Here is a 13,676-nt window from a genome sequence, read left to right as displayed (position 1 = left end):
CGCACCCCGCCGGCCCCGCACCCGGGCGCCCGCACCCCGGGCCGCCTCCTCCGCCTCCGCCCGCGGCCTCAGCGGCTCTCCGCCGCCACGCGCAGCGGGCCCAGCGGGGTGCGGACGGCGGGGGACAGGTCCGGGGCCGGCGTCAGGTGGCCGCCGAGGCGGCGACCTGCCACGACGGGTGCGTGGAGGGCCGCGGGCAGGCCGACTGACGCGCGTAGAGCCGCGGCCTGACGACGAACCCGGGCGGCCGCCACCTCACCCCCCGCGCCGCCCGCCGCCGCGTGCGCGGCGGCGAGCACGTCGAGCGTGCGCGACGTCCAGTACGGGGTGTCGAGGTGCCGCCAGATGGACAGCGCCTGCCGCGCCGTCGCCTTGGCCTCCGCCGGGCGGCGCGCGTGCAGCAGCAGGTCGGCCTGCGCGCGCAGCGTCAGCGCCTCGCCGAACCGCTCGCCGAAGCGCCGGTACGCCGCCAGGCTCTCGTCGAGCATCCGCTGCGCCCGCGCCGGCTCCCCGGCCACGTCCGTCAGATGCCCGAGCCACTGGAGCGCGTGCACCTCGCCGACCCGGTCGCCGCTCTCCACCGCCAGCTCGCAGCTGCGCAGCATCCGCGCCGCGGCGGCGTGCACACGGCCGACGGCGAGGTCGGCGAGCCCGAGGTTGCGCTCCGCGGACGCCTCGCCGTGCCGGTAGCCGTCCTGCCGGGCCAGGGCCAGCGCCCGGTCGAACTCGCGCCGGGCGGCGCCCGGTTCGCCGCACTCCAGGTGGACGGTGCCGAGGCCGCAGCGCGCGTACGCCTCGGAGCGCACGTTGCCGCCCGCCCTGGCCCGCTCGATGCCGCGCCGCAGACAGGCGGCGGCCTGCGCGTACTGGCCGCGCAGCCGCAGCAGCACGCCGAGGCCGGCGGCCGCGGCGGACTCGGCGGGGTGGTGGCCGGCGGCGTCCGCACGGCCGTCGTGGCCCGGGTCGTGCGGGCGCTCGCCGGGCTTGGCGCGGGGGACCGCGCGGGGGCGGTCCAGCGCCGCGAACTCCTTCAGCGACCGCTTGAACGCCACCACCGCCTCGCCGTAGTGGTCCTGCACGGTCTCCAGCTCGCCCAGGTTGCGGTGCAGGACGGCGACGCCGAGCCGGTCGCCGGCCGCGGTCGCCGCCGCCAGCGCCGTGCGGTGCGTCTCGCGCCAGTCGTCGAAGTGCGCGGACGACTCGAAGAACGCCGCCAGCGCCGCCGCCAGCCGCCACGCGGTCCCGGCCTCGCCGGCGTCGGCCGCCTGGCGGACGAGGGCGCGCAGCGTCGTCCGTTCGGCCTCCAGCCAGGCCAGCGGCTCCGCCGCCACCCGGGCCGCCTCCGCCGCCGGGGGGCTGTGGCCGGGCGCCGGCACCGTGACGCGGCCGGAGAAGCCGGAGGACAGGGAGTCGTCGGCGCGGCGGGCGAGGTCGAGGTAGGCGGCGTGGACGCGGCCGAGCGCGGCGGCCCGTTCGGCGGGCGGCTCCTGGGCGTGGGCGCGTTCGCGGGCGTAGAGGCGCAGGAGGTCGTGGAGGCGGTAGCGGGGTTCCGCGGCGGGGTCGGGGGCGTGCACCTCGACGAGGTGGTTGTCGACGAGGGCGTCGAGCGACCGCTCGGCGAGGGCCACCGGGTCGGCCGGGGGCGGGTGGAGGTGGGCGGGGGCGCCCGCGTCTCTCCCGGGCCCGTCGCCGGGGGAGGCCGGACCTGCCTGCGGCTGGTGCCCGAGCGCCGGGTCCCTCTGCGCCGGGGCCCCTTGTGCCGGTGTCCCCTGTGCCGGTTCTGCCCGCGGTGGCCCGCCGTCCGGGGCCGGGGCGCCGTGGGCCGCGCCGTCGCCGAGGAGCGCGGCGACCACCCAGCCGGGCACCGTCGGCACGTCCAGCAGCCCGAGCAGCCGGAACGCCCGCTGCGCGACCGGATCCAGCGCCGTGTAGCCCAGCGTGACGCTGGCCCGTACCTCCAGGTCGCCCGCGACCAGCTCGTCCAGCCGCCGCCGCTCGTCGGCCAGCGCGTCCGCCAGCCGGGGCAGCGACAGGTGCCGGCGGGTCGCCAGCCGGGCGCCCGCGATGCGCAGCGCGAGCGGCAGGTTGCCGCACTGCGCGGCGATCCGCGCGGCGACCTCGGGGTCGCGGCGCGTACGGTCGTCGCCGGCCGCGCGCGCCAGCAGCTCCAGCGCCTCCGCGTCGCTGAGCAGGCCGAGGCCGACGCGGAGCGCGCCTTCGAGCCCGGCCAGGGCGGCGCGGCTGGTGACGAGCACGGCGCTGTCGCCGGTGCCGGGCAGCAGGGGGCGTATCTGCCGCTCCGAGCCGGCGTTGTCGAGGACGACGAGCACGCGGCGGTCGGCGAGTTCCGCGCGGTAGCGCCGGGCCCGCTCCTCCACGCTGTCGGGGATGCCGGCGCCGGTCATGCCGAGGGTCTTGAGCAGGGAGGCCAGCACGTCGCCGGTGTCGGCCGGGTGCCCCGACGCGGTCCGCAGGTCGGCGTGGAGCTGGCCGTCGGGGAAGGCGTCGCGGAGCAGGTGCGCGGCGTGCACCGCGAAGGTGGACTTGCCGGCGCCCGCGACGCCGGTGACGAGGACGGTGCGGGGGGCGATGTGACGCGCGTCGACCTGCCACGCGTCGAAGCCCGGGGCCCCGCGGTCCGGCGCCCCCTCCGGGCGCCCCAGCCACCGCAGCACCTGCACCAACTGCTCGCGCCGCCCCACGAAGTCCGGGATGCGCGCCGGCAGCTGGCAGTACGCCGGCCGCTCCACGGCCTCGTGCCGCGGCCCCGGCTCGGGCCCGCCCGCCAGCACCGCCGCGTGCACCTCCTGGAGCTGCGCCCCCGGCTCCACGCCCAGCTCGTCCGCCAGCATCCGGCGGGCCCGCGCGTACGTGCGCAGCGCGTCCGAGCGCCGCCCCGAGCGGTGCAGCGCCAGCATCAGCCGGCCCCACAGCGGCTCCCGCAGCGGGTGCTGGGCGAGCAGCGCGCCCAGCTCCGCGGCCAGTTCGGGGTGCCGGCCCACGGCCAGCTTCGCGTCCGCCAGGTCCTCCCAGGCCGTCAGCCGGCACTCCTCAAGACGCGCGGCCTCGGCCCGTACGGCATCGGTGGCGGGCACGTCCGCGAACGCCGGGCCGCGCCACAGCCCCAGCGCCTCCGTCAGCGACTCCACGGCCGCGGCCGGACGCCGGTCGGCCAGCTCCGCGCGCCCGGCCGCGGCCAGGGTCGCGAAGCGGGCGGCGTCGGTGCCGTCGGGCTCGACGGCCAGCTCGTAGCCCCCCGGGCGGGTGTGTAACGTCTCCGGGCCGCCGCCCAGGGCGCGGCGCAGCCGGTGCACGTAGACCTGCAGGGACTTGGCGGCGGAGTCCGGTACGTCGTCGCCCCACAGCTCGGCGATGAGCGCGTCGGCGGGGACGAACCGGCCCGCGTTGATGAGCAGATGGGCGAGCAGGGCGCGCTGCTTCGCGGCGTTCAGCGGAATCCACCGCGTGCCGCTGCAGACGTCGAGCCTGCCGAGGACCCGATAGCGCATCACACCGTCCCCTGGTCACGGTCTTCGTGAGCTGCTTCGGCGTCACCATCCTTGTACTGGGCGGTACATGTCAAGGTCACCCGTGTCGTGGCAGGCAGCGGCCGCGCAACCGTCGCGCAACCGCCGCGCTCCGGCCATCGCGTAGACACGTGCCGCAGTGCCGTCCCGCGACCGGAGCCCGCACGGAGTCCCCCGGAGCCCCCACCGCAGTAGGAGAGCGATTCGCGATGTCATCCAGACGTACGGGGTCCTGGCGCCCCCTGCTCGCCGGCCTGGCGGCCCTCGTCACCCTCGGCGGGCTGACCGCCGCGAGCCCGGCCGCCGCCGAACCCCCGCCCGGCACCGACACCACCGGCACCACCGTCGAGTACCGCGGCTACCAGGTCACCGTCCCCGCCGGCTGGCGGGTCGTCGACCTCGCCGCGGACCCGGACGCGTGTGTACGCTTCGACCGCCCCGCCGTCTACCTCGGCGAGCCCGGCGACCAGAGCGCCTGCCCGCCCGGCCTCAAGGGCCGCACCGCCGGACTCGTCGTCGAACCCCTCGACGCCGGGGCGGCCCGGCAGACCACCGCGGCCACCGCCGTCGCCCCGCGCGGCAGCGCCGCGGCCCACGGCGCGACGTCGCGGGACGGCGCGATCCAGGTGGCCGTCGAGGACGCGGGCGTCCTGGTCACCGCGGCGCACGCCCCCGCGACCGAGCAGCTGGTACGCGACGTCCTCGCCGGCGCCGAGCTGACGGCCGGCGCCGAGCGCACCGAACTGCCCGCCACCGGCGCCGCCGACGGGGGCGCCGCCCGGCCGGCCGCCGCCGCGGGCCCGCAGCCCGGGGACTTCCGCGGCCAGGGCTTCGACGCCTGCGCCGCGCCGTCGCAGACCACGATGGACGCCTGGCTCGCCTCCTCCCCGTACCGCGCCGTCGGTGTCTACATCTCCGGCGCCACCCGCGCCTGCGCGCAGCCCAACCTGACCGCGAGCTGGGTGACGAACCAGACGAACAAGGGCTGGCACCTCATCCCCATCGACGTGGGCCGCCAAGCACCCTGCAGCAACTTCTCCAACAAGATGTCGGCCGACCCCGTCACCGCCCGCGCCCAGGGCGTCAGCGCCGCCAACGCCTCGGCGACCGCCGCGCAGAGCCTCGGCATCCCGGCCGGCAGCGCCCTCTACTCCGACATCGAGAACTACACCTCCACCGCCTCCTGCAAGGCCGCGGTGATGAGCTACGTCTCCGGCTGGACCGAGGCTCTGCACGCCAAGGGCTACCTCTCCGGCCTGTACTCCAGCGCCTCCTCCGGCGTCCGCGACGCGGCGAGCGTCTACGACGACGCGCGCTACCTGCGCGTGGACCACCTGTGGTTCGCGTGGTGGAACGGCGCCGCCGACACCGACGCCGGCTCGTACGTCCCCGACGCGTACTGGTCCGACCACCAGCGCATCCACCAGTACGTCGGCGAGGTCTACGAGACGTACGGCGGCCAGCGCCTGCACATCGACCGCAACTACCTCGACGTCGGCGAGGGCACCCCGCCGCCCGTCACCTGCACCACCGCCAACCTGAGCTTCAACGCCTACGGAACCATCCGCTCCGGCTCGACGGGCGCCCTGGTCGACGCCGCCCAGTGCCTCCTCCGGGCGGCCGGCCACAACCCCGGCAGCACCGCCCCGAACGGCACCTTCGACGCCGGCACCGTCACCGCCGCCAAGGCGTTCCAGACCGCCAGGGGCCTGACCGCGGACGGCATCGTCGGCCCTCGCACCTGGACCGCGCTGCTGTCCCGCGGCACCACCCCCACCGTGCAGAACGGCTCCACCGGCGAAGCCGTCACCCGGCTCCAGCGGGCCCTGACCGCCGCGCTCGGCCGCACCGTCGGCATCGACGGCATCTTCGGCCCCAACACGCAGACGGCCGTGCGCGACTACCAGAGCACCCGCGGGCTCGGCGTGGACGGCATCGTCGGCCCGGCGACCTGGGGCGCGTTGCAGGCGGGCAAGTGACCGGCGATCCCGTGGAGGAGAACGCGATGAAGAAGACGAAGAGTACGAAGACGACGAGACGGAGGAACAGACCCCTGTTCCGCACGGCCGCGCTGCTCGCCACCGTGGTCGCCCTGATCCTGGGCCTCGGCGCGCCGGCGAACGCCTTCCCGCAGGCCGCCTTCCCGACCCAGAGCAGCGGCAACAGGGGCACCGACGTCCTCGCGCTCCAGCACCTGCTGGCCGGACAGGGCATCGCGGTCTCCGCGGACGGGGTGTTCGGCCCCGCCACGAACACCGCGGTGCGCCAGTTCCAGACCGCGAAGGGCCTGGGCGTCGACGGCATCGTCGGCCCGCAGACCTGGGGCGCGCTGACCCCGACGATCCGGCAGGGCGACACCGGCGGGACCGTCAAGGCGCTGCAGGCCGCGCTCAACGCCAAGCGCGGCGCGGGCCTCACCGTCAGCGGCACCTTCGACGCCGCCACGACCGCGGCCGTACGGACCTTCCAGGGCCACGCCGGCATCGGCGTGGACGGCATCGTCGGCCCCGTCACCTGGAAGAACCTGCTCTGGCACTACGAGAACACCAGCTTCGGCAGCACGATGTGCGGCCAGAGCCCGGACGGCAACGCGAACGCCCACTGGGGCACCTCCGCCGCCGTCGCCCAACTGGAGGCCGCCGCCGCGTCCTTCGCCGGCACCGGCAACGGTAAGCTGCCCGTCGGCGACAGCGGGTTCGAGCACGGCGGCGACATCCCGGGCCACGCCAGCCACGAGCTGGGGCTCGACTTCGACGTCTGGCCGGCGCGCACGGACTCGGCGCAGTGCACCGCGGGGCGGATCACGTGGCAGTCGGCCGCGTACGACCGCGCCGCGACGCGCGAGCTGGTCAAGGCGATCCGCGCCGCGGCCCCCGGACACATCAAGCTGATCTTCTTCAACGACCCGCAGCTGATCTCCGAGGGCCTCGTCACCCAGTACGCCAACCACGACAACCACCTGCACGTGCGCTACTGCGAGAAGGTCCACGCGAACGCGCTGTACGACTGCTGAGACGCCGGGCGGTGTCTGCGGCTGCTGCGACGACCGGCACATGAGCGCAGAAGCGGCGGACACCGCACCGCAGCACCCGTCCTCCCGACGCGAACGGCCCGACCGCCACCGGGGTCGTCAGAGGTCCTTGAGGCAGCGCGTCTCGACGAGGAACGGCTCGTAGCCGAACCAGCGGTTGATGGCGAGCATCGGCCCGTTGCCGCTGTCGTTGCCCGTGAAGGCGTCGGTGTATCCGGCAGCGCGCGCCCGCCGCAGCGACTCGTGCTTGGCGAGCTTCGCCAGCCCCCGGCCGCGGAACGCCCGGCGGCTGCCGGTCATCCCGGACAGGTAGCGCCCGCGCCCGTCGGTCTCCGCCAGGCTGAACGCCGCGACCTCGCCGTCCACCAGGGCGGCGATCGTCAGGTCGTGGTCGATCAGCGGCTCGCGCCAGGTGTGGTCGAGCCAGTGCTCGTACGACATGGCGTCGATCGGCGTGTCGCTCGGCTCGTCCAGGGACGCCTCCGCGTCCGCCTCGTACAGCGGCCGGGGGTCGTCGAAGTCCGCGAACGCGCGCAGCTCCACGTCCGCCGCAGGCTCCGTCCGCGCCGGGAGCGGTTCGCGCAGGTCGAGGTGGAGGATCCGGCCGGTGCGCCCCTTGCGGTAGCCGCGCCGCTCGGCGAAGCGGAAGTCGCGCTCCGGGTCGTACACCCAGGTGTAGACGGTGGTCGCGCCCTGCGCGGCGAGATGCGCCTCGGCCGCCGCGACGAGCGCGGTGCCGACGCCGCCGCCGGTGTGCCCGGGGTGCACGTGCGGCTGGGCGACGCCCTGTCCCGGCGTGCTGCTGTCGTGCACGACGTATGCCTCGGACTCCCCGACGACCTGCCCGCCGACCTCGGCGACCAGCGTCCGCAGCCGCTTCTCCGGCGGCGCGGAGGCCGCCTTCCACCGGACCGCCTCGGCGGTGGTGACGACGAACGGCACGGCCGCGCGCCGCACCTCGGCGACCGCGTCGGCGTCCTCGGGCCGGAAGTCCCGTACGAGCACACTCATGGCGCCGCAGGCTACGGCGACGGGGGTGCCGCTGTCGTGCGAATATCGCCCCGCGGCCCACAATGAGTCCGTGACCATCCAGATTTTCGTCGACCAGCAGGCGCCCGAGGCCCCGTACGAGCAGGTGCGCGCCCAGATCTCCGCCCAGGCGCGCGGCGGCGCGCTCCCGGCCGGCACCAAGCTGCCCACCGTGCGGGGCCTCGCCGAGCAGTTGGGCCTCGCCCCGAACACCGTCGCCAAGGCGTACCGCGCGCTGGAGAGCGACGGGGTGATCGAGACCCGCGGCCGGCACGGCAGCTACGTGGCCGCCGCCGGCGACGCCGCACAGCGCGAGGCGGCCGCGGCGGCACAGGTGTACGCGCAGCGGGCGCAGCGCCTCGGGCTCGACCACGGAACCGCGCTGACCGCGGTGGAAGAGGCGCTGCGCGCCGCCTACGCCGACGCGTAGGACCCCACCGGGCGGACCCGGTCCGGGTCCTCGGGGGTACGCGCCGAACCTGGGGCCTCGTCACCCGGGCCGGACCGTGTGCTCGCAAGGGCGCGGCGCCGGGCGGGCGGCGCGCAGCGGCCCGGCCGACGAGGCCCACCAAGGACCGAGCCGACGACTGCGCAGACCGCACCCGGAGCCGCTCGCGAACAGGTCCGGCCCGGGAGGCCGTCGCGCGGCGCCGAGCGGATACCCCCGTACTCCGCCCGGCGCCGCGCCGCTTCGGTGCTGGGCGTTCGGCTTGGTGCTGGTGACAAGCCTGCGGATCAAAGGGAACCGGCCGCAAGCGAACGGCGTCGAAACGGGAAGCTGGAACGGGAATCCGACCACCCACCAGCGCAAACGGGACTAGGGTGGAACGGGTCGGAACGGGGGGCAGGACGTGAGGGACGCGGCGACGGAGAAATTCGCGGCGCTGCTGCGCGAGTTGAAGCAGCGCTCGGGACGCAGCTACGGCTCGCTGGCGACCCGCCTCCACGTGAGTACGTCGACCCTCCACCGCTACTGCAACGGCGACGCGGTCCCGTCGAGCTACGCCCCGGCGGAGCGCTTCGCGCGCCTGTGCGGCGCGACGCCGGAGGAGCTGGTGGAGCTCCACCGCCGCTGGCACCGCGCGCACGGCACCCGCCGCGGGGCGACTCCGTCGTGGGCGGCGGGAGACGAGCCGCGCCCGCCCGGCCGGGGCGCGAGGCCCCCGAAAAGCGGAACGCCCGCGGCGGGCACGGCCCGCGGGGGAACGAACGGCCGGCCGACCGGCACGACGCGGGCTCCCGGTCCGGGCGTACGGGGCAGCGGCGAGGCGGCACGCGGCGGCGCGGCCGCTGGACGCGGCGGCGTGCGCGGCCGGTCCGGTGCGGCGGACGGCGCCGCCGGTGCCGGGAAGGGGACCACCGCCGACGCGCCTGCGGCGGGCGGGAGTCCAGAAGCGGGTACGGGACGCCCGGCCCGCGGCTCCGCCGCGACCGCGGCGGCACGGACCCCCGCCTCCGGCGGTGGCGGCGGGCACGGTGGCGAGGCCGCTGCCGACTCCGGTGCGCAGTCGCCTGCGGCCGACGCCTCCGGCGGCCCGGCCGCACGTGCGGACGCCGCGGACGACACGACAGCCTCCGGTGCGCAGCCGACCGGGGCCGGGGGTGCCGGTGAGGCGCCCCGCACCTCCGCCGCGCACGCGGTCGCCGCGGGGGAGTCCTCCGGCCGTGCCGCGCGGGGCGCTGCCGGTGATCCTGCCCCCGACAGCACCCCCACTTCCGGCGAGGGCGCCTGCTCCGATGGCGCCGCGTCCTCCCCTGGAGCCCAGTCCTCCGGCGACGCCGCCCCCTCCGGCGGCACCCGGACCGCTGCCGGGGCCCGCCGCCCCCGGTGGGCGCGGGTGCTCCCCGCCGCGCGTGGCGCCGGGCCCCCGGGCCGCCCGAAGTCCGCCGCCGCGCTCCGCAGCCGCCGGCTGCGGGTGGGCCTGCCCGTTGCCGCCGTGGCCACCGCCACCGCGCTGGTCGCCTTCGTGGCCACCTCCAGCGGGTCCGGCGGCGAAGGCCGGGCCGGCGGCGGTGAGGGGCGCGAGAGCGGGGTCGTGGCCGACGGGAGCCGGGGCGGCGGCCGCGCGCAGGGAGGCGAGACGACGGAGAAGGAGGAGAGCGCCGAGCCGTCGGAGCGGCGTAAGCCCTCGCCCGCCGGCGGTGGCGCGGAGCAGGACGGCGAGCCCGCGACGCCCCGCGAGGGAGGGGGCACCGCCCAGGAGGACGAGGCCGAGCCCGCCGCCCGCAACCCCCTTGCGTGGTCGGTGCGTTCGCACGTCTGGGAGTTCGGCTGCGACCACCGCTACCTCGTCGACAAGTCCCCCGGTGACGTGCCGCCCCCGCCGATGGCGCAGGACGCCGAGACGTGGGCCGCCAGCCAGGGCGCCGTCCACGGAGGCAGGACGAACATCGAGGCCGCCATCGAGCCCCGCGGCGGCGAGCCGGTGACCGTCACCGCCGTCCACGTGCGCAAGACCGCGAGCGGCGCGCCGCTGCCGTGGAGCGCGTTCGCGATGTCGTCCGGCTGCGGCGGCGAGGTCACCGAGGCGGCGTACAGCGTCGACCTCGACATGCCCCGCCCCGTTCTCAAGCCCCGGCAGGGCGGCGACTCCACGGGGAAGTGGGACCCCCCGGCGCTGCCGTACCGGGTCACCCCCGACGATCCGCTGTCCCTCCTCGTCCGCGCCGACGCCGAGGACCACGACGTCCGCTGGTACCTGGAGGTCGAGTGGAGCACCGGTACCGACTCCGGCGTCGTCCGCATCGACGACCAGGGCGCCCCGTTCCGCACCAGCGGCATCAAGGACCGCCCCCTCTACGACTACGACACCCTCGACGGCTCCTGGTACACGTGGCCGACCGACGACGCCGCTGACGAGCCCGCCGCACCGGCGCAGTAGACCGCCGGGACCGGACGGAAAGCCCGACCGGGAGCCGGACCGGGAGGAAGCGGAAGAAGCGGAAGGTGAGCCACCGGCGAGGAGCGGAATCCGGCCAGATGAAACGGTTCTCCAGGTCAAGACCGCGTTCTGGGGCCGGAATTGGGGAGGATTCCAGCGTGGGGGATGCGCATGTGACGCGGGCAGACGATAGGGTTAGCCTGCCCGGGCCGGGAGCCCTCGTAAGGGTGGGGAGAGTCATGGACCAGATAGCAATGCGCGGCAAGGCGCGAGTTCCTGCGATCAACTGCGGGAGCACGGCGTCGCGGGCGCGTGTCGACCGGCATCTAGCCGTGCTCGGCGGACCCGCCGTCCCCCAGGGGGACGCGGACAGCGCCACCATGCTGATGCGCGAGCTGACCGCCCGCGAGGACAGGGCCGCGAAGCCGGGCCGTATGGCGCGCGTTTCCCTCTTCGCACCGCTGCGGAAGCTGCGGCGCACCCTCTTCGGCAACCGCCGGAGCTGACAGACAGCACGTATCGGGGCGGGCGCGGCGACCCGGCATGCCGCGCCCGCCCCGATCGCTGCCCGCGTTCGTACGAACCCCCACCCGCAGACCGGTAGCGGTGCGTCTCAGCCCCGGCCCCGCGCGCTGCGCCGTACCGCCAGCGGTACGAACACCGCCAGCAGCAGCACCGACCAGCCCAGCGCCGCCGCCACCGGATGCGTCATCGGCCACGCCGCGCCCGGCGCGTCGTCCAGCCCCGGCGGCGCGCTGCCCGTCAGGTCCCGGACGGCCGTGACGTACGCGCTGAGCGGGTTCCACTCCACCACCGCCCGCAGCCATCCCGGCATGCCGTACGTCGGGACGTAGGCGTTGGACAGCAGTTGGAGCATGAACGTGGTGCTCGCCAGCTGCCCCGCCGCCTCCTCGTTCCCGACCACCATCCCGAGGTGGACCCCGATCCACACCGAGGCGAACCGCAGCAGGAGCAGCAGCCCCAGCGCGCCCGCCGTCGCCGCCGCGCCGCCGTCGTTGCGCCAGCCCACGGCGTAGCCGACCGCGACCAGCGGCACCAGCCCGGCCGTGAACAGCAGCACGTCCGCCACGGCCTGCCCCAGCGGCAGCGCGGCCCGGCTGATCGGCAGCGCCCGGAAGCGCTCCGTCACCCCGCGGCCGGTGTCGACGGCGGCCTGCAGCATGCCGGTGACCAGGCCGCCGGCGGCCGTGGTGGCGAAGAGGCCGGGGACGATGTACGTGCGGTAGTCGGCGCCGCCGGGGAGTGAGACGGAGTTGCCGAAGACGTAGCCGAAGAAGAGCAGCAGCGTCAGCGGCATCACCTGGGTGATGACGAGCAGCGCGGGGTTGCGCCGCGCGCGCTGCAACTGCCGGCCGACCATGGCCATGCCGTCGTACGCGAGGTCGTTCATGCCGCCTCCTCCTTCGCGGTCCCGGCGTCGTCCGCCCCCGTGAGCCGGAGGAAGACCTCGTCCAGCGTCGGCCTGCGCAGGGTCGCGTCGACCACGGGCACGCCCGCCTTGTCCAGCTCGCGTACCACCCGCGGCAGGGTCAGCCCCGGGTCGTACGCCGCGGCCCCGACCGCGCGCCGCTCCGCGTCCAGCCGCGGTTCGCCGCCGGTCAGCGGCCCGAGCACGACGGCCGCCGCGGCGAGCGCCGCCTCCTCGGCCACCACCACCTCCGCGTACGCGCCCACGCGCCGCTTCAGCTCGTCCGGCGTGCCGGTGACGGCCGCCCGGCCGTGGTCGACGACCACCACCGAGTCCGCCAGCCGGTCCGCCTCCTCCAGGTACTGCGTCGTCAGCAGCACCGTCGTGCCGGCCGCCGCCAGCTCGCGCACCGCCGCCCAGATCTGCTCGCGGCTGGCCGGGTCGAGCCCGGTGGTCGGCTCGTCCAGGAAGAGCACCTGCGGCCGGGACAGCAGGCTCGCCGCCAGGTCGAGGCGCCGCCGCATGCCGCCGGAGTACGTACGGGCCGGCCGGTCGGCGGCCTCCGCGAGGCCGAACCGCTCCAGCAGCTCGTCCGCCCGCGCCTGCCCCGCGGCCCCGCGCAGCCGCAGCAGGCGGGCGAAGAGGCGGAGGTTCTCGCGCCCCGACAGGTCGTCGTCCACGGACGTGGCCTGCCCGGTGACGCCTATGGCCCGGCGCACGGCGGCCCCCTCGGCGGCGACGTCGTGCCCCGCGACCTGCGCGCTGCCGCCGTCCGGCGCGACGAGCGTGGTGAGCACGCGCACGGCGGTGGTCTTGCCGGCGCCGTTCGGGCCGAGGAGGCCGCAGACGGTGCCCTCGGGGATGGCGAGGTCGAGGCCGCGCAGGGCGTGGACGTCGCCGTAGCGCTTCTCCAGCGCCTCACTAAGTACAGCGTACGTAGTTGTCATGCGGCCGAGCATAACCGACTCAGTACGCTGTACGTAAACCGGCAACCGAAGGCCCGGAGGAAGCAGCGATGGCAGCGAGCGGACGAGCCGCCGACGGCGAGGCGCGCGGCGCGTCGCCCGAGGTGATCTGGACCCGCCCCGAGCGCGCCGGCCGCGGCCCGCGCCCCGCGCACAGCCGCGCAGCGATCGCCGCCGCCGCGGTCCGCATCGCCGACGCGGACGGTCTCGACGCGGTCTCGATGCGCCGCGTCGCCGCCGAGATCGGCAGCGGCACCATGTCGCTCTACAACTACGTGCCGCGCAAGGAGGACCTGCACGAGCTGATGGTCGACGCGGCCAGCGCCGAGTACGACCTGTCGGCGCCGCTCACCGGCGACTGGCGCGCCGACGTGCTGGCGCTGGCGGAGCAGTCGCGGGACCTGATGCGCCGGCACCCCTGGCTGCCGCGGCTCACCGCGAGCGCCGCGTACGGGTTCACGCCCCACGCGCTCGCCTACCTCGACCGGTTCCTCGCCGCCCTGGAGGGCCTGGACGTGCCGCCGGGCACGAAGATGGAGCTTCTCGCGATGGTCACGGCATCGGTGACCAGCTACGTGACGTTCGAGATCGCCCTCGCCGAGCGGGCCCGGGCGCTGCCGTGGAGCGAGGCGGAGGAGCAGGCGGTCCGGGGGGCCTATCTGGCGGGGGAGTTGGGGACGGGGAAGTATCCGCACCTGGCCGCCGTGCTGGCGCGGGCGGCGGAGCCGGGGGACTACGAGGAGGCGTTCGGGCGGATGCTGGGGCGGGTGCTCGACGGCTTCGAGGCGTCGGGCGGCGGGACGGCCTGACAGG

General features: G+C 76.4%; 10 protein-coding genes. 6 read left to right on the top strand and 4 right to left on the bottom strand.

The genetic code is table 11. The features are described 5' to 3' along the window. Window positions 1-68: 68 nt before the first annotated feature. A complete protein-coding gene (locus LG396_RS20000) occupies window positions 69-3,509 on the bottom strand; it encodes a BTAD domain-containing putative transcriptional regulator (protein ID WP_225795803.1) in 3,441 nt (1,146 codons plus the stop codon). Window positions 3,510-3,736: 227 nt separating this feature from the next. On the opposite strand from LG396_RS20000, the gene LG396_RS19995 reads away from it, so the two are divergent. Together LG396_RS19995 and LG396_RS19990 are read left to right on the top strand one after the other, a co-directional pair. Beyond that, a complete protein-coding gene (locus LG396_RS19995; RefSeq protein WP_225795802.1) occupies window positions 3,737-5,506 on the top strand; it encodes a glycoside hydrolase domain-containing protein in 1,770 nt (589 codons plus the stop codon). A gap of 26 nt (window positions 5,507-5,532) precedes the next feature. Further along, window positions 5,533-6,540: a penicillin-insensitive murein endopeptidase gene (locus LG396_RS19990; protein ID WP_225795801.1), complete on the top strand. Its 1,008-nt coding sequence runs from the start codon at window positions 5,533-5,535 to the stop codon at window positions 6,538-6,540. Window positions 6,541-6,657: 117 nt separating this feature from the next. Here the strand turns inward: LG396_RS19990 and LG396_RS19985 are convergent, their stop codons facing one another. After that, window positions 6,658-7,563, bottom strand: coding sequence for a GNAT family N-acetyltransferase (locus LG396_RS19985; protein WP_225795842.1), 906 nt, complete (start codon window positions 7,561-7,563; stop codon window positions 6,658-6,660). Between the two features lie 76 nt (window positions 7,564-7,639). On the opposite strand from LG396_RS19985, the gene LG396_RS19980 reads away from it, so the two are divergent. The 3 genes from LG396_RS19980 to LG396_RS19970 all read left to right on the top strand — a co-directional run bounded on the left by LG396_RS19980 (window position 7,640) and on the right by LG396_RS19970 (window position 10,975). Beyond that, complete coding sequence (locus LG396_RS19980) at window positions 7,640-8,017, top strand: GntR family transcriptional regulator (protein WP_018837394.1); 378 nt, start codon at window positions 7,640-7,642, stop codon at window positions 8,015-8,017. A gap of 421 nt (window positions 8,018-8,438) precedes the next feature. Continuing rightward, window positions 8,439-10,469 carry a transcriptional regulator gene (locus tag LG396_RS19975; RefSeq protein WP_225795800.1) on the top strand — a complete coding sequence of 677 codons (2,031 nt, stop codon included), beginning with the start codon at window positions 8,439-8,441 and terminating at the stop codon, window positions 10,467-10,469. 239 nt (window positions 10,470-10,708) lie between these two features. Further along, window positions 10,709-10,975: a hypothetical protein gene (locus tag LG396_RS19970; RefSeq protein ID WP_026276363.1), complete on the top strand. Its 267-nt coding sequence runs from the start codon at window positions 10,709-10,711 to the stop codon at window positions 10,973-10,975. Window positions 10,976-11,082: 107 nt separating this feature from the next. Here LG396_RS19970 and LG396_RS19965 read toward each other — a convergent pair whose 3' ends face one another. Then, window positions 11,083-11,880 (bottom strand): ABC transporter permease, encoded by a 798-nt coding sequence (locus tag LG396_RS19965; RefSeq protein WP_018844598.1) that lies wholly within the window; start codon window positions 11,878-11,880, stop codon window positions 11,083-11,085. Then, complete coding sequence (locus LG396_RS19960) at window positions 11,877-12,845, bottom strand: ATP-binding cassette domain-containing protein (RefSeq protein ID WP_225795799.1); 969 nt, start codon at window positions 12,843-12,845, stop codon at window positions 11,877-11,879. Before LG396_RS19960 ends, LG396_RS19965 begins: the two co-directional genes overlap by 4 nt. A gap of 68 nt (window positions 12,846-12,913) precedes the next feature. On the opposite strand from LG396_RS19960, the gene LG396_RS19955 reads away from it, so the two are divergent. Then, window positions 12,914-13,672, top strand: a complete 759-nt coding sequence (locus tag LG396_RS19955) for a TetR/AcrR family transcriptional regulator C-terminal domain-containing protein (protein ID WP_225795798.1) — start codon at window positions 12,914-12,916, stop codon at window positions 13,670-13,672. Window positions 13,673-13,676: the final 4 nt, after the last annotated feature.

This window comes from Streptomyces aculeolatus, from assembly GCF_020400605.1.
In the GTDB taxonomy this organism is placed as follows: Bacteria; Actinomycetota; Actinomycetes; order Streptomycetales; family Streptomycetaceae; genus Streptomyces; species Streptomyces aculeolatus.
The sequence above is the reverse complement of the archived record's forward strand: the minus strand, read 5'-3'. Positions and strand labels throughout refer to the sequence as shown.

Bases quoted from the DNA above. Each gene is read 5' to 3' on its own strand.
- LG396_RS19960 (WP_225795799.1), bottom strand. From the start codon at position 12,845: ATGACAACTACGTACGCTGTACTTAGTGAGGCGCTGGAGAAGCGCTAC.
- LG396_RS19965 (WP_018844598.1), bottom strand. From the start codon at position 11,880: ATGAACGACCTCGCGTACGACGGCATGGCCATGGTCGGCCGGCAGTTG.
- LG396_RS19990 (WP_225795801.1), top strand. From the start codon at position 5,533: ATGAAGAAGACGAAGAGTACGAAGACGACGAGACGGAGGAACAGACCC.
- LG396_RS19970 (WP_026276363.1), top strand. From the start codon at position 10,709: ATGGACCAGATAGCAATGCGCGGCAAGGCGCGAGTTCCTGCGATCAAC.
- LG396_RS19955 (WP_225795798.1), top strand. From the start codon at position 12,914: ATGGCAGCGAGCGGACGAGCCGCCGACGGCGAGGCGCGCGGCGCGTCG.
- LG396_RS20000 (WP_225795803.1), bottom strand. From the start codon at position 3,509: ATGCGCTATCGGGTCCTCGGCAGGCTCGACGTCTGCAGCGGCACGCGG.
- LG396_RS19995 (WP_225795802.1), top strand. From the start codon at position 3,737: ATGTCATCCAGACGTACGGGGTCCTGGCGCCCCCTGCTCGCCGGCCTG.